This is a genomic window from Marinomonas gallaica, from assembly GCF_049821165.1.
Taxonomy (GTDB): Bacteria; Pseudomonadota; Gammaproteobacteria; order Pseudomonadales; family Marinomonadaceae; genus Marinomonas; species Marinomonas gallaica.
Map to the genome: position 1 here is coordinate 165,578 of NZ_CP187511.1, position 21,042 is coordinate 186,619.

General features: G+C 46.0%; 17 protein-coding genes. 10 read left to right on the plus strand and 7 right to left on the minus strand.

What is annotated here, in order from left to right:
- Nucleotides 1-88: 88 nt before the first annotated feature.
- Nucleotides 89-1,399, plus strand: coding sequence for a sensor domain-containing phosphodiesterase (locus ACPUEK_RS00765; protein ID WP_425641937.1), 1,311 nt, complete (start codon nt 89-91; stop codon nt 1,397-1,399).
- Nucleotides 1,400-1,596: 197 nt separating this feature from the next.
- On the plus strand, nt 1,597-2,919 hold the full coding sequence (locus tag ACPUEK_RS00770) for an esterase-like activity of phytase family protein (protein ID WP_425641938.1): 1,323 nt from the start codon (nt 1,597-1,599) through the stop codon (nt 2,917-2,919).
- 22 nt (nt 2,920-2,941) lie between these two features.
- Here ACPUEK_RS00770 and ACPUEK_RS00775 read toward each other — a convergent pair whose 3' ends face one another.
- Both ACPUEK_RS00775 and ACPUEK_RS00780 read right to left on the minus strand, forming a co-directional pair.
- Complete coding sequence (locus tag ACPUEK_RS00775) at nt 2,942-4,129, minus strand: protein kinase (protein ID WP_425641939.1); 1,188 nt, start codon at nt 4,127-4,129, stop codon at nt 2,942-2,944.
- 13 nt (nt 4,130-4,142) lie between these two features.
- Nucleotides 4,143-4,424, minus strand: a complete 282-nt coding sequence (locus ACPUEK_RS00780) for a hypothetical protein (protein WP_067094655.1) — start codon at nt 4,422-4,424, stop codon at nt 4,143-4,145.
- A 192-nt stretch (nt 4,425-4,616) separates the two neighbouring features.
- Here ACPUEK_RS00780 and ACPUEK_RS00785 point away from each other — a divergent pair, with 192 nt between their 5' ends.
- Entirely contained in the window at nt 4,617-5,513 is an 897-nt protein-coding gene (locus tag ACPUEK_RS00785) for a DMT family transporter (RefSeq protein WP_425641940.1), read from the plus strand.
- Here the strand turns inward: ACPUEK_RS00785 and ACPUEK_RS00790 are convergent.
- Complete coding sequence (locus ACPUEK_RS00790) at nt 5,510-6,556, minus strand: helix-turn-helix domain-containing protein (protein WP_067215513.1); 1,047 nt, start codon at nt 6,554-6,556, stop codon at nt 5,510-5,512. The two genes, ACPUEK_RS00785 and ACPUEK_RS00790, sit on opposite strands and share 4 nt — an antisense overlap.
- 138 nt (nt 6,557-6,694) lie before the next feature.
- On the opposite strand from ACPUEK_RS00790, the gene ACPUEK_RS00795 reads away from it, so the two are divergent.
- A complete protein-coding gene (locus ACPUEK_RS00795) occupies nt 6,695-7,042 on the plus strand; it encodes a DUF805 domain-containing protein (protein WP_417504745.1) in 348 nt (115 codons plus the stop codon).
- Nucleotides 7,039-7,539, plus strand: coding sequence for a hypothetical protein (locus ACPUEK_RS00800; protein ID WP_067215518.1), 501 nt, complete (start codon nt 7,039-7,041; stop codon nt 7,537-7,539). The genes ACPUEK_RS00795 and ACPUEK_RS00800 overlap by 4 nt, the downstream gene beginning before the upstream one ends.
- Before the next feature lie 38 nt (nt 7,540-7,577).
- Here the strand turns inward: ACPUEK_RS00800 and ACPUEK_RS00805 are convergent, their stop codons facing one another.
- Together ACPUEK_RS00805 and ACPUEK_RS00810 are read right to left on the minus strand one after the other, a co-directional pair.
- Nucleotides 7,578-8,822, minus strand: coding sequence for an MFS transporter (locus ACPUEK_RS00805; protein ID WP_067216073.1), 1,245 nt, complete (start codon nt 8,820-8,822; stop codon nt 7,578-7,580).
- Nucleotides 8,823-8,949: 127 nt separating this feature from the next.
- On the minus strand, nt 8,950-9,456 hold the full coding sequence (locus ACPUEK_RS00810) for a glycine cleavage system protein R (RefSeq protein ID WP_067215521.1): 507 nt from the start codon (nt 9,454-9,456) through the stop codon (nt 8,950-8,952).
- A gap of 238 nt (nt 9,457-9,694) precedes the next feature.
- Between ACPUEK_RS00810 and ACPUEK_RS00815 the strand changes: the two genes are divergently transcribed.
- The 5 genes from ACPUEK_RS00815 to ACPUEK_RS00835 all read left to right on the plus strand — a co-directional run bounded on the left by ACPUEK_RS00815 (nt 9,695) and on the right by ACPUEK_RS00835 (nt 19,406).
- Nucleotides 9,695-11,524, plus strand: coding sequence for a two-component system response regulator (locus ACPUEK_RS00815; protein ID WP_067215524.1), 1,830 nt, complete (start codon nt 9,695-9,697; stop codon nt 11,522-11,524).
- Entirely contained in the window at nt 11,506-14,529 is a 3,024-nt protein-coding gene (locus ACPUEK_RS00820; protein WP_425641942.1) for a response regulator, read from the plus strand. The genes ACPUEK_RS00815 and ACPUEK_RS00820 overlap by 19 nt, the downstream gene beginning before the upstream one ends.
- 66 nt (nt 14,530-14,595) lie before the next feature.
- Nucleotides 14,596-16,509, plus strand: coding sequence for a putative bifunctional diguanylate cyclase/phosphodiesterase (locus ACPUEK_RS00825; protein ID WP_425641944.1), 1,914 nt, complete (start codon nt 14,596-14,598; stop codon nt 16,507-16,509).
- Nucleotides 16,510-16,621: 112 nt separating this feature from the next.
- Entirely contained in the window at nt 16,622-17,152 is a 531-nt protein-coding gene (locus ACPUEK_RS00830; protein ID WP_425641945.1) for a DUF3750 domain-containing protein, read from the plus strand.
- A gap of 145 nt (nt 17,153-17,297) precedes the next feature.
- Nucleotides 17,298-19,406, plus strand: a complete 2,109-nt coding sequence (locus tag ACPUEK_RS00835; RefSeq protein WP_425641946.1) for a TonB-dependent receptor — start codon at nt 17,298-17,300, stop codon at nt 19,404-19,406.
- Nucleotides 19,407-19,442: 36 nt separating this feature from the next.
- Here ACPUEK_RS00835 and ACPUEK_RS00840 read toward each other — a convergent pair whose 3' ends face one another.
- Nucleotides 19,443-20,237 (minus strand): IucA/IucC family C-terminal-domain containing protein, encoded by a 795-nt coding sequence (locus ACPUEK_RS00840; protein ID WP_425641947.1) that lies wholly within the window; start codon nt 20,235-20,237, stop codon nt 19,443-19,445.
- Nucleotides 20,230-21,042 carry an ABC transporter ATP-binding protein gene (locus ACPUEK_RS00845; protein ID WP_425641948.1) on the minus strand — a complete coding sequence of 271 codons (813 nt, stop codon included), beginning with the start codon at nt 21,040-21,042 and terminating at the stop codon, nt 20,230-20,232. The genes ACPUEK_RS00840 and ACPUEK_RS00845 overlap by 8 nt, the downstream gene beginning before the upstream one ends.

Here is a 21,042-nt window from a genome sequence, read left to right on the forward strand (position 1 = left end):
TTATATAACAGTTTGATTTTATGACTATTTTGACACTAAATTCATTTCATACATCGTACAAGACTACCTATTAAGGAGAATGCAACGTATGCAAAAAATAGCGAACACACAGTTTTCAGAGCATGCATTCTCTACTATTTTAAGTATTCTCTCTGCACCATCAGACCTTGAGAATCTTAGTTCAGAAATCATACATAGAGACATCAATTTACTGGTAGAGTCCATCCGGCATCATTTGAATATGGATGTGGCCTTTCTTTCGCGGTTTAAGAACGGCTTTCGAGAGATTACTCAAATCAATAAACGTGAAGGTTGTCAGATCAATATCGCAGCAGGGCAAAAAGACTGTGAAGAAGTAACCTATTGTAAATTGATTGCCGATAATAAATTGCCATCTTTGATCCCTAATACCCGAGAAAATTCCATCACCGCCGAAATGCCCATCACTAAACAACTCACTATTGGCAGTTACATCGGTGTGCCCATTCTCCTAAGTGATGGCTCTTGTTACGGCACGCTGTGCTGCTTCAACGAGCAACCAGACGAAACACTCTCTGAACGTGATTTATCCATATTGACGCTCTTTTCTTCTTTTGCTGCACGTAATCTCGAAAAAGATTTACAGCGTAAAAGAATGCATAAGCAGATACGAAAAGAAGTCTCATCGATGATACGCAGTGGTGCCTTATCGTCTGTTTTTCAACCTATCTACGATTACCAACAAAAAAAGACAGTTGGTTTTGAATGTTTAACGAGATTCAATATCGAGCCTTATCGCACGCCAGACTACTGGTTCAATAGAGCATCACAAGCTGGGTTTGGCGAGCTGCTTGAACTGTATGCCATTGACATTGCGTTAGCGTCTCTCGATAAAATACCCGACGATTGCTTTATAACGCTGAATATATCGCCTAAATTCGTGGGCTCACCAAAGCTTAAAGAGTTGCTTAAAGATCAACCCTTACATCGTATTGTGTTAGAAGTAACTGAACGAGAGCCGATCGACGATTACAACCAGTTCCGCAATGATCTAAAGCCCTTTCGTGAACGTGGTCTACGCTTAGCCGTCGACGATGCCGGTGCTGGTTATGCCAGTTTCCAACATATATTAGAACTGTCTGCAGATATAATTAAACTCGATCGCAGTTTAATTTGTAACGTAAACCAAGATCTCGGTCGACGCGCTTTATCCGCTGCATTGATTGGCTTCGCCAATGAGACCAATTGCTTGGTACTTGGTGAGGGTGTTGAAACCCAAGCCGAAATGGATACCTTAAACAACCTTGGAGCGCGTTACCTTCAAGGGTATTACTTAAGTCATCCATTACCGCTGCAACAGGCCGTGGATTTTTACCACTACACCAATGAGCAACAAACCACAGCCATTTACCAGCGCTAGCATTTCCTCTTCAAAATACTGCAATGCACGGCATCCGATACGTCGAATACCGTGTTATTACACCAATACCCATTGATGCTTCTTCTTTGCATTGACGCTTTTAAAATCATTAATAAGGCTGCCGTCATCAAACCTAAATAACTATTACTTATGATCAAACAGGCTCATCATTTGCACAGTAAGTCATAGGAGACTTTATGCTACGTTCAGCTTGTTTGATCTCAATGATAGGAATGTCCAGTGTTACTCTAGCCGCCGATACTGATAACGTGACAAAGTTCTCAGCGGTATTAAAGGAGCATGCACAGTTGCCTGCTGCCACGTTTGTACTTCCACCTGACTCAGCTTCAAGCTATTTTAATTATTCTGGCCGATTTACAGGCCCAGACAGTCACCGCGTTGAGCAACCGTACGCCATTAGCGATGAGCACACGGGTCTGTCTCGACCATTTCCAGGGCAACCGTTACAAGGCTTTTCTGGGATTAGAGTGATCGACCGAGATCATTACCTAGTTCTGACAGATAATGGTTTTGGCACCAAAAGTAACTCAGCAGATGCCTTACTGATGTTCCACAAAGTCAAAGTAGACTGGGAGTCAGGCCGTGTAATGCCCCAAGAAACAACTTTTCTAACCGATCCTAACCGTAAAGTTCCGTTTCCGATCATTGATGAAACCAGCCCCGAACGTTATTTAACCGGCGCAGATTTTGACCTTGAGTCCATCCAACCCGTCACTGATGGCTACTGGATTGGCGATGAATTCGGCCCTTGGTTAATCCATGTTGATAAACAAGGCGTGGTACAAGATGTTATAGCGACCGAAATAGAGGGTGTGCAATATGCTTCGCCAGACAACGCATTTAAATCCTTATCTAATCCCGGTACTAAAGCCCCTGAACTAATGAGCATGCGCTCCGGCGGGTATGAAGGCATGGCTATTTCAGCCGATGGTAAAACCCTTTACCCTCTGCTCGAAAAACCGATCTATGATGCTAAAACAGGACAGCCTGAAAACATTAATGGCACTCCTGTTTTACGCCTACTGTCATTTGATGTAGACAGTAAAACATGGCAAGACACGGTTCGCTTTTACCCATTAAACGAGAGTCACCATGCGATTGGTGATTTCAATATGATAGACGAACATAGAGCGCTGATTATTGAACGAGACGGTGGTAGTGGTGATCCACGAGAAGGTTGGTCGAAAAAACCAGCTCAATTCAAGCGTATTTACTTAGTTGATTTGAATGATACCGATGACAATGGCATGCTGCGTAAGATTGCATACATTGATTTAATGGATATCCAGGATCCTGATGCTATCGCGCCACGAGGCACTATGGACGGTACCTTTACCTTCCCATTTGTCACTATTGAAGATGTGGACCGCATCGACGAAAACCATATCATCGTCGCGAATGACAATAACTTCCCATTCTCAGTAGGACGTGAACAAGGCCGCGCAGATGATAATGAAATGATCATTTTGAATGTGGCTGACTTTTTAAAAGCCAAATAAATCAAGGCGTCTGTTGCTGGGGCTAGCGCACTAGCCCCAGCATGTCCTCTTCAAAATACTGCAATGCACGACGTTCGATACGGCGAATTCCGTATTGTTGTGCAGGCGTTAGGTGGTGGTATTTGGATGCGGCGCCAAAATCCCCAAGTAAAATATGATGGTCTTGATTAATCAATACATTGTGGGCATATAAATCACCATGGCTCACTTGTCGTGCTTCAAAATGATCCACCAAGGTCTGCATTTGCGAGATGATGTATAGCGCCTGCTGCCTACTAAAGGATTGTCCTTGGGTGAACGTGTCGCGCGTGCATGACGTCAAACTAGGGGGCTGCCCCAAGTTGTAATAGTCCGCTGGAATAAGTTCCATAACAAGCGCTGCGCAGTCTGGCTCATGAACATAGGCCAGTGGTTTTACAAGGTGTTCATGCTCCCCTACTGTTAAACAAGCATCCAATTCATCTTGTGGGTAGCCATCGCTGGTCACTTCACCTTTGTATACTTTTACCGCAACGTGCCTGTCAAAACCGTATATTGGTTTAAGCCATGAAGCGCGCGAAATTAATCCAGAAGCGCCTTGCCCCAACACTTCGTGCAATACAAAATCGTTTGTCTGCACTTGTTTAAAATCCAGATGTTCATCACCGGCGGCACAAAATGGATTACCCGAGAATGCTAACCACGCAAGCTTAGGTAATGCAAATAGCACATCGGGAAAGGCCGCCAATTGGTTAGCGGCAATGCGAAGCAGCCCAAGATTCGTCAAATTTGAAAAGGAATCCGGCAACGCGGTCAGTTGGTTACCCGCTAACGCTAATTTTTCTAACCGACTAAGTTGACCGATGCTTTCTGGCAACGCTTGGATCTGATTGTCCGTTAGGATTAACCAACGTGTTTGCTTGGGAAGGCAGTATTCAGAAAGTGTTTCGATCTTACACGACTTGAAACCAATCATCTCTAACTTGGGCATCGTCCCTAATACATCGGGCAACTGCTTGAATGGATTATTCGAGGCAAATAAGATGCTTAACCGATGCAGGCGTGACAAATCATCGGGCAGACTCGTCAATTGATTACCCGACAAGTCCAACACTTCCAAAGTGTCGGCCAGCGAGAAAATCTCCTGCGGAAATTCCGTCAGATCTTCCTTCAATGTTAGCCGTGTCGTGCCCGCTAACTCGCCACGACGCAATTGCTCTAGTGTATTCAAGACCGTCTAACGCTTAGTCTTGAAACGCTAGTGGCAATAAGAAGAAGATCAAGTAAGTGAACCAACAAAATGCGGCACCTCCACCCACCCACATCAACCAACGTAGGCCTAATGGCCTTTTGTAATTATCCTGCAGCTCATTGTTAGCTAGATATTCGCTTACCGCTTGTTCCGCTGTATCAGCGTCTTGAAAGCCAATTTCCACATAGCCACACAAGCCTAGCTGATAAATAACATCGGCGTCTTGTTCTGCTCGCATCTGATCATTTCGTTGTAATACGGTATAGGTTGGCATGGCTCTGTCTCTTGCTGTCGTACGCTATTTTTCGTGGACGCAAATGCTACCACTTCTCACCTTTCATAGGGAGTCTGTTTTGCGACCTGATGAGTGGACTGTTGGCTCTCTAAGAAGTTTCGTTTTGTTGAACGAGTATTCATGTTAGTTTCCAGCTAAACTGTCAAACATCATTGCCTTATAGGTGCACGGATGCTCATTATCTACATTTTGTTGGTTCTCATTTGGTCGACGGGGTTTATCACCGGAAAGTTCATTGTTGGCTTAATCGACCCCAATGTGTATTTGACCATTCGCTTTGCGCTAGCAGGCACGATCTTTGTCGTGCTTGCATTTGCGCTTAAGCGCGCCTTCCCTCCCAAGAGAGAATGGCCGAAGCATATCTTTGCCGGGGTACTGCTCAATAGTTTTTACCTTAGCTTTGCTTACATTGCCTTAGCACAAGGCCTCCCCGCTGGGGTGATGGCATTGATTGGTTCCATACAGCCTATTCTTGTCACACTCTTGGCGTTTCTACTGATCAAAGAAAAAACCAGTCTACTTGGCGTCATCGGAATGTTTATCGCCATTGCCGGATTGTTGCTGGTCATCAGCCCTTCGCTGAACTTGGGTGTTCAAGAAGCCACCTTTAGCCCTTGGTTAGCCTTACTCGGTGTCGCGGGGGTTTTGTGTCTGGCTTTCGGCTCAATTTATCAAAAAATGTCGATTTCAGGTTCTGACATTTTGGCCTCAATGGCGATTCAGAATCTTGCCGCAGCCGTGGTCGCCTTTGGCTTTATGATGACTTTGCAAGAAAGCCTGTTTGTGCAAAGTTGGGAGTCCTACGCATTAATAGGCTGGGGCGTATTGATTTTGTCATGTGGCGGAGTGTTTTTGTTGGTCTGGCTACTGCGTAAAGTCAAAGCCTCGCAGGTGTCGACGCTGATGCTGCTGGTACCACCGTTGGCCGCCATTGAAGGCTACTTTCTGTTCGATGAAGCACTGACTCATTTACAGCTAATCGGCGTCGCAACGACGTTAATGGGCGTGTATTTGAGTCGATTAAAGTGGCCTTTTCTCAGCCGCAAACCTCAATCACAGATTGATTAATCATTAACCTTTGATTGTGTACGATAGGCAGACGGCGTCATACCGGTAATACGTGAAAACTCACGATGGAAGTTGGACTTGGTTTGAAAACCCGAGTCCATGTAGATCTGAGTAATCGGATCGTCTGTTTGCTTTAGCAAGGTTTTCGCATGCTCGATACGAAACTGATTAACCCACTGAGAAATGTTTTGCTGCGTCAGCTTATTCACTGCTGTGGATATTTGTCGAGCAGGTATCCCCGCTTTACGGGCCAATCTTGCTAACGTTAGATTGGGGTCCAAATACAACATCTGCTCGCGCAATACAGACTCAGTTCGCGCCATGACCTCTTGTTGCTCAGCAAGGGAGCCCTCAGGCAGTGAAATCGCTTCTGACAAGACGTCCGCGCTCGAAGAGTCGGTGCGCTCTATGGCGCTATCATCGGCCATACTCACGCTGATGCACATGACCGCAAGTGCTAAAATCGGCAACATTAATCCATGGCCAAGCGATAGTATCCAGAGCGCATGTTTGCCATCTGTCAGCATAAAATCAACCGTCATAGCGCCATCGATCAAGGCCGAAAACAGCAACATAACACCTGCCACACGCTTCGACTGAATTGCCCATTGCCAATCACTGAGTCGAACATTTTCTGGCGGATGTTCAGCATCATTAGCAGCACACCACAACATCACACCATAGGCGACGTATTGCCCTGTAATAATGACGTCTAATGGCGGTAGCCATAGCGGATAGGTCAAGGAACCGACTGTCACCGCAATAGGCACTACCGCATGCCGCCACGAAGGTTTGCGACTACTCGACGCTTTCGCAAATATCCACCACGCTGCGACAGGAATAATGCTGGCAAATATCGGCTGCATTGTCCGAAACACGGCCCAATCCAATGTCCAACGTAATCCAACAACCGCGGTCGTTGCGGCACACATCAACAAAAACCAACAGGCTAAGGGGGTCGAGCGGCGTCGTTGTAGCCACAGACTTCCCGCCAAAACACACAACATTAATGACACAACAAATGGCAAAGGCACCGCCAACATATTTACATCCTTCCTCGTTTATCTGATGACATCAGTATGTCCTAAGTCGTTTTCCTTGACGTCCTATATCTTGATCTAGGACGCGCCATAGCTAGCGTTGAGCGACATTTAACATTCTTCCAACATAGGAGTCATAGGATGTATTGGTACATCGAAGCCTTTAAACACTACGCCGATTTTAAAGGCGTTGCCCATCGTCAAGCATTCTGGATGTTCATGCTGATGAGCCTGTTAGTCAGTCTTATCATAGCCACCCTCGAAATCCTAACAGATAATCCCGGCTGGCTGGATGCCCTCTATTCACTCATAACCATCGTGCCTTTTTTTGCCATTGTCGTGCGTCGAATTCGTGACACAGGCATGCCCATTTGGAGTGTACTGGTGATCTTAATTCCAATTGTCGGCATGTTATTGCTGATTTACTTTTTATGTCTACCTAGCCAGCCTAGAGCGCACCTTCTGAACCCAAGAGGAGAGCCAATATGAACAGTGTTTTGACGTACTTAATCAGCGTATTTATAGGTGCTCTGTCTTTGGGAGCACCTGCCACCAGTCTACCCGATGAGGCACTAGGGGTGGTTTATATTACCTCGGTAAAAACAGGCAGTTTACCGTTTCTACACGGTATCAAAGGGGAAGGTAACTATCTCACCACCAATGAACAAGGGGAACTTTGTCGGGTTGAACCGGTGATATTGGTGGCAGGAGGTTTCAACGGTGAGCACATTGGATTTGGTCAGGGTGACCCAATCACCTTAACCATCTATAACCCCACTGTATCTACTCGCTTGAAACAAGGTAAAAAAACCGTGAGTGCGGATTACAACGTATCAGTCGACCCAACTGCTCACCAAGATATTTATATTGAGCAAGGGTTAACACTCGCCGAAGGTTTTGTTTTGCATCCGCGCAAGGCTTGGTCCAGCTGGTTTGGCTTTCAACCATCTCAGCCTGACTGTGACACGGCAACTCTTGATAACTAGACGCTATAATCTTGTAAGCGTGACGTTTTTTGGGAACGTCACGCAGACTCATGCGATTGACGCTGTTGCGGCAGATAATATTGGCGGTAATAAAAAATGCCCAAAGCGAACGCCATTAAAGCCGAAACACCACTGATACCAATCGACCAGCGCGGACTCATACTGTCTGCGATCCAGCCGACTAATGGTGCACCAAGTGCTGTACTGCCTAACATCGTTGCCAAGGCGATGGCCATCACGCGTCCCCGATAAACACGTACCGTAGACAACTGTAGAAAGGTAAACGAAGAGATCGTCAGTAGCTGAATACTAAAGCCCAAAACCGTCATCATAATCGCAAAACTGATAAAATTGGGCGCCACCGCCAGCAGCGTACTGCTCACAGCAACACCAGCCGGTAAACACACTAAAAAGCCAAAAGTCGGTTGCTTGCGACTTGCCGTCATAAGCGCGCCAGCAATCGAACCAATCGCCATCATTGAGATCAACAAACCATATTGACCAGCATCGCCATGAAACACATGCACTGTCATCGCAGAAAGATAAACTGGGAAATTCATCACAAACGCAGTCACCATCGCGATCATGACCAATAATACCGCCATTTCACGGTGCTGATTTAGATAACCAAAGCCAGCTAAGAAACCGGCACTTTCTGCTTTCTCAGTTTTCTCCTGTTGACCGGCTAACGTGCGTTTGCCGAGCAAATACAACGCAACAAGAAGAGGAACAAACGTCACAACGTTTAATACGAACACCCAGCCAGCACCCACCCCAGCAATCAAGAGGCCCGCAATAGCAGGCCCAATCAAACGCGCAGAATGAAATGACATGGAATTCAAAGACACGGCATTGGACACTTCCTTTTCCGTCACTACATCGGATACAAACGCATGGCGAGCAGGTGCGTCAAAGGCCGCAACGATGCCTAGTCCAAGAGCACAAGCATAGACGTGCCAAAGTTCAATGACGCCCGATATCGCTAATATGCCCAACAAGAGCGCTAAAAATGCCATTGAGAGTTGCGTCACCAATAGAAGCTTACGTCGGTCAATCCGATCTGCCGCCCAGCCGGTAATAGGAAGCAATAAGATTTGGGGAATAAATTGCAGGAACACCACAACCCCCACCGCCGCGGCATTATGATCCGTCAGTTGAGAGATAACGATCCAGTCTTGTGCAGTGCGTTGTAACCAAGAACCAATATTTGAGATAAAGGCGCCGATCACCCAAAGCCTAAAGTTGGGGTTGGATAATGCTCGGAACGTGGTAGGGAGTTGCATGTGCTTAAAGATAACCTGTTTCAATGATCTTATAATCATTGAAACAGGTTCTAAAAATGCTGCAACGAATAGCACAATGTTTCCCTGAATCGCAGCAAAATTTCTTATTTACGTAGACAGTTCAGTCTTACTCAGCTAGCTCCACAACTAAGTCGCTACTAATCTGTTCGACTGCTTTCTCTAAGTCTCTGGCACTCAGGTTACTGGGCAGTGTAATTTCAAGCTCGGCTTTAAACAGCATCTCTGAACTCATCGGTGCGGGTTCACAATAGCTGTTTAAGTCAATAACGTTCGCTCCTAAGCTACTCAACGTTTTGGAGACTTCACGAATAATGCCAGTACGATCATTCCCCATCACAGATAACACCACCACTTCATCGGAATATGCTCGACGACTGGCCGCTTCAACAGAGACTTTTAACCCCACAGAAGACAATGCTTGCAGAGCTTTGATCAGACCTTGCTCATGCTCTTTTGGTACTTCAACTGTCACAATCCCAGCAAACTTATCAGCAAGGTGCGCCATGCGACTTTCACTCCAGTTGCCTTGATGTTCTGCGACAACATGAGATAACGCCTCTACCAATCCTGGGCGATCATCACCAATTACCGTTAACACTAAATGTTGTGTCATAAGGCCATCCTATTCTTTTGTTACTGCTTATTTGTAAGATCAGTATAAACCTGTAATCCCGCTGACGTCAGCAGAGAAATGGAATTTCCCTACCTCATAGTAAAATCACAATAAAAGCTAGCCTTCCCCTACGCTTACCAGTTTTAGCGAACATACCTATACGCTGTTAACACTTGGTTACTAGACTTTGCCTAAAAAATGAACGACTCTAAGTACTATCCAAGATGATGGGATCAAGATGAAAGCTTTTACTGTATTGATCGTCGACGATGTACCAGACAACATTGATGTACTGCGCAAAGTGCTAGCGCCGCTAGATTGCAAGGTATCTGTTGCTACGTCTGCTGAACGTGCGTTATCCATTCTTGAGCAACTAGAGCCTGAATTAATGTTGCTCGACGTCATGATGCCTGGCATGAGTGGCTTTGATCTATGTAGCCTACTTCGTAAAGATCCGCGTTTTAAAGAAACCCCTATTATATTTGTGACCGGTCGCACCGATGACATCAGTCAAGGCTTCGCAGTAGGGGGCAATGATTACATCACCAAACCAATCAATACCGACGAAGTGATTGCTCGCGTCACCCATCACAAAGAACGACATCAGATGATGCAGCAACTGCGTTCTTTAAATAGCGAACTGGAAGAACGTGTACGACAACGTACAGCAGAATTGGTGACCACCAACAAATTGTTGCGCGAAGAGATTAACGAACGGCGCTATATGCAAGATCGCCTCAAGTATCTCGCTGACCATGATTTTGTTAGCCGAACCCACAACCGTAAGGCCTTAGAGTATTTTGTCGTTGAGCTGATTTCCCAACCACAAGACAGCTTTCAAGAAGCCTATTATATGTCAGTTGATCTGTCTCGTTTTAGAGTCGTCAATGAAAGCTGTGGGTTAATTGCTGGCGATGAACTATTAAGTGAAGCCGCCGAGCTTATTTCACTGATTGTAGGCAGTAATGCTTTTGTCGCACGCCTAAGTGGCGATAGTTTTGCTGTCGTCTATCCAACCGATGATTGTTCCGTAGCGAGTAGTATCGCAAACCAACTACATGAGGAATTTTCGCGTTTTAGATTTTTCTGGGGAGAGCGTCATTTTGATATTGGCGCCACCCTTGCAGTCGTGAAAATTGACCAATCACTGACGTCCTTTGATCAAGTCCTGATGATGGCCGATGAGGTCATGTTCAGCGCTAAGCGCGCCGGCGGTCAGTGTGTTAGCTACTTTAGCGATGACAACGAGCAAGCAAGCAAACAGAACGCACGACAAAACTGGGCATTACGACTCATTGATGCATTAAAATACGATCACTTCCGTGTCTATTTTCAGCAGATTTGTCCTCTTAATGCACAAAGCAACGGCATACGAATGGAAACACTGGTTCGCCTTTATGCACCAGACCAAGAAAAAATCCTGTTCCCCGATAGTTTTTTATTTGCCGCAGAACGTTACCAACTGATTGCAGATATTGATCGTTGGATGATTCGCAAAGTATGTGAATTTCTTCGTGATCATCCAGTACAGCAACAACTCATTGAACAAGTCGCCCTCAACCTGTCTGCAACCACTCTGCGTGATGCGCATTTAGTCGATTATATTCAAGATGCCTTAGAGAAGTATGCGATTAACCCACGTAAGTTGTGCTTTGAAGTCACTGAGACCGAACAAATTATTCACGTACATCGAACATCATCCATTCTCGAACAAATTAAACAACTTGGTTGTAGCATCGCTATTGATGATTTTGGCAGTGGCTACTCCAGTTTTAGTTACCTGCGAGACTTTCCATTTGATCATATTAAAATCGATGGCATCTTTGCCCGTGAAATCGAACACTCAGATGCCAGCATGGCCATGGTGCAGTCCATCTTAGACGTAGCCAAAAAACTCAACAAACCATGCGTTGTGGAGTTTGTTGAAAACCAAGGATTGGCCGATCTGTATCAATCAATGGGCATTGAATGGGGGCAAGGTTATCATTTCCATAAACCTGAACCACTCAATGCGGCCAATGTTGATCTGTGCCTTACTAGGGCAAAAGTATGCGAAGAGTCGCACTAGCTCGAACCTTTATTTGCTGGATTATTAGTACTTTTTCTATTTGTGCTTCAACCTACGTGGCATCTTTTGAGCTTTCCAAAGGGGAGCTGCAATGGCTAGAACAGCATCCAGCTAAAATCGTTTTTACAGGGGACCCTAACTGGCTACCTTTTGAAGCCTTTGACGACCAAGGACACTACATTGGTATTGTGTCCTCCTTCCTAAAAAAATTTACCGACGATACGGGTATAGAATTTGAATTTCGCCCAACAGACTCTTGGAGTGAAACGTTAAAACTGGCGAATAAGCGCGAAGTGGATGTGCTATCTGATGTATTAGGCAGCCTCACGCTACGCGAGCATTACACTTTTACTAATTCCTACATCAGTAATAATCTAGTAATCATCTCCAACAAAGTTGGAGGGCAAATTACAGATGTCACTGACATCAGCCCCAGCCCAATTGGCATTATTAAAGGCTATGGCTATACATGGGACCTCTATGAACGTTATCCAGATACGTATTTTGTCGAAGTTGATAATGTTCAGGCGGGCTTAGCTGCATTAGAAGATGGAAAGTTCAATTACCTCATCACCACGTATGCATTAGGACAATTCCAGCTCAAAACGCTTGCAAAGAATCACCTCAGTATTCGAGGACAACTCCCTGTACAAGCACACTTGGCGTTTGCAATTCGCAATGACTGGCCACAACTCAATGGTATTTTTAACCGCTGGATAGATTCCCTAACCCCTGAACAACGTTACCAAATTGCAGAAAGCTGGTATTTAAACAACACCAGTTACTTCAGCAAAGATTCGATCAATTGGGTCTATGTCATTTGGTCTTCCGTGATCATCCTCCTACTCATCAGCTTTACCAGCTATGCGTGGTACAGTCGCTATCTTATCAACCGTCAAAAGCAGCATTTCAAGGCATCATTATCCGCTATTAATGCGGCGGGCTGGCGTATGGTGAAGCAGTCCTCTTTTTTCCAAATATCAAGAGCGTTTAAAGACATCCTACCGTTTGATACAGAACACCCGAAAAACCTAAACGACTTAATCAACCTAGCGCATCCACACGATCAGGAGGCTGTTTACGAAGCGTTTCGCCAAGCACGCTTAAATAGCAACAGACCCATCGATGTCGAATTTCGCTTAAACGGCGACAAGTCATGCTGGCTCGCAGTCAAAGGCAGTACGATGGACGAGCACAGCAAAAAGCCGTTGCTGATTGGTACGATTGAAAACATCACAAACCGTAAATTGATAGAGACCGAGAAGCAGCAAAGTAATGCTATTGTCACGCTGTTATTTGAAATTTTACCCGACCTCGTCGTACTGGAGTTATTTGATCAACAGGAACCTATCGCGAATCGAGCCTATCGCACTTTTTTCAATCAACAATCCCTGTTCGATAGCCTATCCAGCGATCAAAAAAACATCTGGATAAAACAAGAAGAGTCGCTCAGAAAGACACAAAACCTTTGTCATACCTCAACTTGGGTCTGTCCTGATGCAGAACGAAAAGCGTATCTCAGTATTATTCGAACTCCTTTTGTGAACAGTGATAAACAAGTCATTGGGATTTTATCTGTGGCACGAGACATCACAGACACCTTTTTGCTACAACAGGAATTACAGGAAGCTAAGCATCGCGCAGACCAAGCCAATGCGAGTAAAAGCGTATTTCTAGCCAATATGAGCCATGAGATTCGAACGCCGTTGAATGCCATCTTGGGCTATGCGCAGCTGCTTCAGCAAGAAAACTTAGGCCAAGAACCAAATCATCAAATACAACGGATCTACTCAGCAGGCCATCGTCTATTAGGCCTCATCAATGACATCCTCGATCTTTCGAAAATTGAGGCAGGACGACTGCAACTCAATGAAGCAAGCTTCCCAATCAAAAAAGAACTACAGGAACTTGCCGCCATGCATCGCCAACGAGCTGAATCCAAAGGCCTATCATTCCACAGTGACATTCAGCTAAACGATCACGACCATGCCTTCTTGGATAAAACAAAGTTCGGCCAAATAATATCCAATGCTCTGGACAATGCAGTTAAATTCACCGATCGAGGTAGCATAAAACTCATCGTCGAATACCGCCAAAAACACCTTAAAGTCCAAATTTTAGATACAGGACCGGGAATCAGCCAAGACGACTTAGATCGTTTATTCTCACCATTCAGCCAAGGCCAAAGTGGCAAAACCCATGGTGGTACCGGACTAGGTTTAATATTAGCTCGACGCTTAGCCGATGCAATGGGAGGCTCATTTACCTTACACAGTGCAGTGGATCAAGGTACCGAAGTACAAGTGGATTTACCGGTATCACTGATCGTCGAAGATCACCTAGAAAACAAAGATATCCAGTGGCGACTGCCACAAGGCAGTACTAAAACAGCCCTTATTGTCGAAGATGATGAACTCAGCCGGGAAATGCTAGAACAAATGCTAAAAAAAATAGGCTTTAGTGTGTTGCTCGCCGAAGATGGCGAGCAAGCATTGGATTACCTAAACGCCCACGTTGACGTCGTCTTCTCTGATATCCGTATGCCTAATATGGACGGTATGGCGCTAATTAAACATATCCGCACCCACTCATCGCTTCAAACACTCCCCGTTATTGCCGTCACCGCATCCAGCTTTGATCATGAAAAGCGCCACTTTTTGAACAACGGCTTTTCCGACTACATAGCTAAACCCGTCGCTTGGCAACAATTATGTCAAAGCTTACGCGACCTCATGACGCTCACACCTTGCGAGAGTTCGCTTGAAGAAACCAAGGGACACGCAGATTTGCTTCGCCCTTCTCAGACAAAAGTAAAAATCGATACAGCCACGCGCGATGAACTGCATCAGCAATTTCAGCACGCATGCGAGCTAGGAGATGCCGATGAAGCACTGATTTGTCTAAACAAACTTCAAGATTCCACTTACTCTCCCGATAAATTGGATATAATTAGGAAATACCTTGAGCGTTATAACTTTGAAGCAGCGCTATCGGTAGATCTATAACATTTAGAATTGGGTCGACATCGATACACTGGATTGTGTGTCCTGAAGAGAATAAATAATACCCTTATGCTCCCAACAAAACTCTCACAAGTCGAACAAAAAGATGCTGTCAGCCTTCTTTATAACAATCTAGGCATTGGCTTATTCATCACATTTGTAACCTCATCGACATTGATCTTTTCATTCCCTCATGCGGATGAGCAACGTTCTGTGCAATTTTTATGGTGGGGCTTGCTGTTACTCATCTGCATCTTACGCTTTGCAGATCTGTTGTATTTCTTCTTTCGCACCCGACACGCAGATAAGTTTGCCTATGGCAGAGCTTTCCGTCGATTTTCCATAGGAGCGATTTTAACAGGAAGTGCTTGGAGTACTTATGCTGTATTGGCTGTGATACAAGACCGAAGTTGGGCGGAACTTGCCATCACATGCATTATTATTGCGGCGTTTGCGGGCGGTGCTATCAGTCTGCTAGCGGGCTCACGCAAGCTGTCTATCAGTTACTGTGCTGTGATTACTTTACCGTTAGCCATAGCGCTACTGTTCTCTGATGAGCCGTTCCATGACACCCTATCTTATCTAACGTTTGCTTTCTTTATTGTCATGGCTGTGGGAGCCAATAAAGCAGCGCAGTTCACTTCGCGCTCAATACACCTAAAACATCAAAACGACCACTTCTTATCCCATATGGAGCAGGAAGTCGCGAAGCGTACTCAAGAAATTTACTCTCTCTCGAATATTGATCCACTAACCAGTCTATTCAACCGTAAAGCGTTTTCCGAAAAGTTTAACTATCGCCTACAAACTCAACCCAACAGTCAACTGGCCGTCCTTTTTATCGACCTTGATGGCTTCAAAACCATCAACGACTCATTGGGTCATGAAACTGGCGACGCCGTCATCCGAGAGGCGAGTAAACGCATACAGCAAAATATAGAACCCAGCGATCTACTGTGTCGTTGGGGGGGCGATGAATTTTTATTAGTGGTTGAACAACATGACCATCTGCTCGAAGACGCCCAAGAGTTAATTACACACATATCGTTTCCTTATCTTATCGATGGATCAAAGCTCTCCATTGGTGCAACCGTTGGCATCTCTTACTACCCGCAGCATGGCTCCCAACACGATCGTTTAATTCAACGTTCAGACATGGCCATGTACAACCAGAAACGTTCTGAGAAAGGCCGTGTCGGCGTCTTTGACGAATCGTTGCGTGAACACTTACTACGCGAGCTTCGCCTCCGAGATCATTTAGAGAATGCCGTACACCGGCACGAACTCTTTTTGGTTTATCAGCCCATTATTGCCACGGACACAGGCAAAATCGATGCCGTCGAAGCGCTCCTACGTTGGCGCTTAGACAATGAAATGATTCCACCTGATGAATTCATCGGCGTTGCCGAGCAGTACGGCTTTATTCGCGCTATTGGTTTATGGGTACTTGGTGAAGCCTGTCTCGCGGGGAAACGTATGCATGCGCAAAGCCCTGAACTGGGCATCAGTGTTAACGTCTCTATTCAACAATTGTTGGACGAGGACTTCCCTGATGAAGTCGCTGCGACGTTGAAACATACGGACTTTCCAGCTCATTGTCTTGACTTAGAAATTACTGAGTCCCTTTTTGCCCACGATAAACGTCGCCTAATTGATAACATTGCACGACTTAAGAAAACCGGTATTAAGGTCTCTATTGATGATTTCGGCACTGGCTACTCATCATTGTCTGTGATGCAAGAGTTCGATGTGGACTACGTCAAGATAGACCGTTCCTTTATCTGGTCTATGGATACTGGTGGCCGCGCCATTGTAGAAGCGGTTTCTCAAATCGCCTCCGCTTTTGACTACAAAGTTGTGGCAGAAGGCGTCGAAACGGAAGAACAGCGGCGCCTATTAACCAATATGGGTATTGAGTATCTACAGGGGTACTTATTCTTACCTCCGGTATCAGAAGAACAGCTGATGCAGCATTTACTCTGATCCTAAACCGATCATCAAGTGTGTTCGGATTATGAATCAATTCTGTAACCCTCTCGAAAAGGCGCGCTATGCGCCTTTTTTTGTCAAACTGATAATAAACTTGGAGATGGATATGAAAAAGATACTGTGCGTTGCCACCTTAGCAATGTTATTAAGCGCATGCTCTAACTCAGATTGGCGTACCGCAAGTCGTGAACCAGCAGGGATAGCGCCGGCACCAGATCAGGAGCCTGAAGCGGTCATCGAAGTGTACGGTGCTGACGCTTTCAGCTGGCGCGGCTGGTTTGCAGTGCATACTTGGATCGCCACCAAAGAAGCCGACGCATCAGAATACAAAGTCCACGAGGTGGTTGGTTGGCGTGTAAAACGCGGACAGCCGGCGCTCTACAGTTATATGACCACTACACCCGACCGATACTGGTTTGGCGCAAAGCCTGAAAAAATCTTATCGATAAAAGGCGAGAAAGCCGCCGAACTGATTCCAAAAATAGACCAAGCGGTACAGGAGTATCCTTGGAAAAACGACTACACTGTCTTCCCCGGCCCCAACAGCAACACCTTTCCAGCTTGGGTCGGTTTACAAGTGCCAGAACTTGAACTCGATTTACCCTTTAGCGCCATTGGCAGTGGCTACGCAAACTAGCGTAGCCTTTCCAACGTTTACAATGCGACCCTATTTCTACTTCTATTGACGAAAAACCGCGTTCTGTTTTACAAAACATAACGATAACCGTTACTATTCTCACCAACTTTAACAGTAACAAATAACTCTAGGTGAGGAATCCCCTATGCGCTACTCTCTCTCGATGCCGTTTGGTATCGTTGCGTTACCGTTCGCTTTAACAATTACATCAGCCGCCATCGCTGACACTCAATCCATTCAACTTGAGCCGATCGCCATTGAATCAAGTCGTATGAACACCGAAAAAGGTAATAACGTCCAAGTCGTTACCGTCATCACACGAGAACAAATCGAGCAACAGATGAGTGTTAGCTCAGACAGTTCACAAGTGCTGTCTAACTTACTTCCGGCCTATGCGCCCAATACGCAGAAACTAAATAACAGCAGCCAGACTTTCCGCGGTCGTTCTGTCCTATATATGGTCGATGGCGTGCCACAGTCCAATCCCATCCGCGAAGGAAGTCGCTCGGCGCATACCATTGACCTAGCCATGGTAGAGCGCATTGAAGTGATTCATGGTGCTAGCGCGATTCATGGTTTAGGAGCTACAGGGGGTATTATTAACTTCATCACCAAGTCGAATCGTTCCGACAGCCTAAAGCAGAACATCAATGCTCAACTGACCATGCCAACCGAAGGCCTTGACGGTGATACCCTGTCTTATAAAGTGGGCTACCAAGCACAAGGGGCAAAAGGCAACTGGGATTACTTAGTTGGCCTAACACGTGAAACACAGGGCATGTATATCGATGGTAATGGAGATTACGTAGGCTCAGCCACGGTTCGAGGTGACATCCAAGATTCCGACAGCTACGACGCGTTTGGTAAAATAGGCTACTGGTTCAATGACGATCAAAACCTAGAATTTGAACACAACCGCTACGAACTCGAAGGGCAAATGAATTACCGTGGTGTTTCGGGTGACCGCGACAATGGCATTGCGACCAGCTCCATCGAAGCTCGCCCCGAAGGAAAAGCGCCGTTTAACGAAGTTAAAACAACGAGCTTAGTGTATACCGACACAGATATAGCAGGTATGGAGCTTAAAGCGCAGGCTTTTCATCAAGACTTTAAAGGCCGTTACGGGTCCAGTACATCGGGGAGTTTCCAAGACCCAAACACCTCAGAAACCATCTATGATCAATCGCAAAATGAATCTAAAAAAATTGGCGCTAAAATTAGCTTAACCAAAGATGACCTGCTGGATAACCGCCTTAAAGTCGTGACAGGATTGGATGTACTGCAGGACACCACCAGTCAAAAGCTGATCCTAACAGATCGCACTTATGTGCCGGAGACCACTTATCAGAACTACGCTCCCTTTGCACAGTTTGAACTGCAAGCGAATGAGCGCCTTGTGTTACAAGCCGGTGCACGCTATGAAAAAGCTAAGCTCGATGTAGACACTTATCAAACCGTCGCCGCCCGTAATGGCGTCACCGTTAATGGCGGACAACCAGAATTCGAAGACGCCGTTTACAACGCGGGTGCCGTCTTTAAATTAACCCCTTCCGTCAGTGTGTTCGCAAATTATTCACAAGGCTTTGGTATGCCGGATGTCGGTCGAGTGCTACGTGGTGTAAGCGTTGCAGATCAGGACGTTGACACCCTGATTGATCTCTCGCCGATCATCACTGACAACTACGAGGCCGGTGTACGCTATAACAAGCAAAACCTTGATTTCGAAATAAGCTATTACGAAAGCAACTCTGACTTAGGCAGCCGTATTGTTGAAAACAATGGGTTGTATACGGTCAGCCGCGAGAAGAAAGAAATCCAAGGGGCTGAGGCTACTCTCGGTTTAGCCCTAACAGAGCAACATCGTCTGGAGGCAGGTTACTCTTATATCAAAGGTAAATCCGATCGTGACGACGATGGTTCAGTGGATACCAAGCTAACCGGCGCAGAGATTCCACCGAACCGCCTACGTCTTGCTTGGACGGCTAACTGGAACAATAAACTGTCCACTATGTTACAAGCCAATCATGCCTTTGACCGTGATTTCGATGACAACGAGTTAGAATTTGACGGCTACACACTCGTTGACGCATCAATGGGCTATCAGCTTCCTGTAGGCCGCTTAAATGTATCTGTCGCGAACCTCCTGAACGAGGACTACTTCACGTATTACTCGCAGAGTGCTTATAAAAATGATGACTTTTACTTCAAAGGTCGCGGTCGTACCGTTACCTTGGCGTACGGTTTAGAGTTCTAAACCTACGTCTTCAATACCTAAAAAGCGCCCATTCGCTTAACGAATAGGCGCTTTTTTATTTCGTTGCAAACGCAGAGGCAATGGACAGTTATTACAAAACTCCTGCGGTTCCGTCGCGCGATAATAATAACAACAAGTACGACGTATACGCACAGGCTCCGCCACATGCTCAAGCTGTGTAAACGCCGCATCAAACTCAGCAATTGGGTTTGTCTCTAGACCAAAAACCGCACTCGCATCGGGCGACAGCAACCACGCATAATCCGCTTGCGCCAACGCCCGCTGACTGCCTTCCAAGCCAGGCAGAACACGTCGCTCATAAATACTGAACACACGTACCGCTACATTTTCCCAAAGGATCCGCTTCGGCGAACGGGTAAGGCGGTGAAATATTTCGACCAGCGGCGTTAAATGCTCAGCAAATGCTTGCTGCAGTACGAGTGTACGCCAAGCCGAACGATCAGCACACAAGAGTGTTATGTGAATGCTTTTTAGCGGCAATGTAGACTGCCAAATACGATCTTTCAGACGATAGTCAAACTGACATAGAGAAAGGGAAACGTCCAAGCCCTTATCAAAACGGGACATGGCATAAAGTGTCGGGGCCAAAACTAGAAAGGCCAAGCGTTTAATGGTTAACGACGCCGCGACTTTAATGTTTGGCGCCCCCAAAACGGGCGCAATCTGCTCCAGCACCGCCAAGCAGTGATCATCATCGAGTAGTTGTGCCGCATCGATACGAGAGCAAAACGTCTCATCCGGCGAAGACAACGACAAGCCATAGGCCTGCAATGCTTGCCATTCTTCCGCCGTAAAGGTTCCTTTAACCAAGCTTACGCCCCTTACCAAATGGAATACACATGGGCGTTCCAAATAATGGGTCTTGCGTGATATGACATTCCATATCAAACACGCTTTTCACCATGTCGAAATTCAAAATATCTTCTGGTGCCCCTTGGCAGAATACCTTGCCCTGCTTCACAGCCACCATTTTCTGGGCATACCGACACGCTAAGTTCAAATCATGCAATACCATTAAGATCGTCGTATTTTGCGTTTGATTCAGCTCAAACAGCAAATCCAGTATCTCGATTTGGTGGGTTAAATCTAGATAAGTCGTTGGCTCATCCAGTAACAGAATTTCGGTATCTTGTGCCAAGGCCATCGCGATCCAAGCTCGCTGACGCTGACCACCAGATAAAGCTTCAATAGGACGCGCGGCAAAGTCTTGCATATTGGTGTCATGCAGCGCCTTTTGTACCAGCTGTTCGTCCTGTTCTGTCCAACTTTGCAGCCAATTTTGATGTGGGTAACGCCCTTGGCGCACCAATTGCTCCACCGTCAGCCCTTCTGGTGCGGTCGGCCCTTGAGGTAAGATCGCCAGCTTGCGAGCCACGGCTTTTCCAGACTGCTCTAACAAATTTTGATCGTACAACAATATCTCGCCAGAACTGGGTTTTAGCAAACGAGCCAACGACTTCAGTAACGTCGATTTACCACAGCCGTTCCCCCCCACTAATACTGTAATTTGATTTGGCTCAATGGCCAGGTTTAAATCATCAATGATGATGGTTTTATCGTACCCAAGCGTCAGCTTTGCGCAGCGCAATGGCGAGACATTCGACGGAGTAGTCAT

What these genes read in the sequence shown, in the direction of transcription:
- ACPUEK_RS00765 (WP_425641937.1), top strand. Translation starts at nt 89, where the DNA reads ATGCAAAAAATAGCGAACACACAGTTTTCAGAGCATGCATTCTCTACT.
- ACPUEK_RS00770 (WP_425641938.1), top strand. Translation starts at nt 1,597, where the DNA reads ATGCTACGTTCAGCTTGTTTGATCTCAATGATAGGAATGTCCAGTGTT.
- ACPUEK_RS00780 (WP_067094655.1), bottom strand. Translation starts at nt 4,424, where the DNA reads ATGCCAACCTATACCGTATTACAACGAAATGATCAGATGCGAGCAGAA.
- ACPUEK_RS00785 (WP_425641940.1), top strand. Translation starts at nt 4,617, where the DNA reads ATGCTCATTATCTACATTTTGTTGGTTCTCATTTGGTCGACGGGGTTT.
- ACPUEK_RS00790 (WP_067215513.1), bottom strand. Translation starts at nt 6,556, where the DNA reads ATGTTGGCGGTGCCTTTGCCATTTGTTGTGTCATTAATGTTGTGTGTT.
- ACPUEK_RS00795 (WP_417504745.1), top strand. Translation starts at nt 6,695, where the DNA reads ATGTATTGGTACATCGAAGCCTTTAAACACTACGCCGATTTTAAAGGC.
- ACPUEK_RS00800 (WP_067215518.1), top strand. Translation starts at nt 7,039, where the DNA reads ATGAACAGTGTTTTGACGTACTTAATCAGCGTATTTATAGGTGCTCTG.
- ACPUEK_RS00805 (WP_067216073.1), bottom strand. Translation starts at nt 8,822, where the DNA reads ATGCAACTCCCTACCACGTTCCGAGCATTATCCAACCCCAACTTTAGG.
- ACPUEK_RS00810 (WP_067215521.1), bottom strand. Translation starts at nt 9,456, where the DNA reads ATGACACAACATTTAGTGTTAACGGTAATTGGTGATGATCGCCCAGGA.
- ACPUEK_RS00815 (WP_067215524.1), top strand. Translation starts at nt 9,695, where the DNA reads ATGAAAGCTTTTACTGTATTGATCGTCGACGATGTACCAGACAACATT.
- ACPUEK_RS00820 (WP_425641942.1), top strand. Translation starts at nt 11,506, where the DNA reads ATGCGAAGAGTCGCACTAGCTCGAACCTTTATTTGCTGGATTATTAGT.
- ACPUEK_RS00825 (WP_425641944.1), top strand. Translation starts at nt 14,596, where the DNA reads ATGCTCCCAACAAAACTCTCACAAGTCGAACAAAAAGATGCTGTCAGC.
- ACPUEK_RS00830 (WP_425641945.1), top strand. Translation starts at nt 16,622, where the DNA reads ATGAAAAAGATACTGTGCGTTGCCACCTTAGCAATGTTATTAAGCGCA.
- ACPUEK_RS00835 (WP_425641946.1), top strand. Translation starts at nt 17,298, where the DNA reads ATGCGCTACTCTCTCTCGATGCCGTTTGGTATCGTTGCGTTACCGTTC.
- ACPUEK_RS00845 (WP_425641948.1), bottom strand. Translation starts at nt 21,042, where the DNA reads ATGACTACTCCGTCGAATGTCTCGCCATTGCGCTGCGCAAAGCTGACG.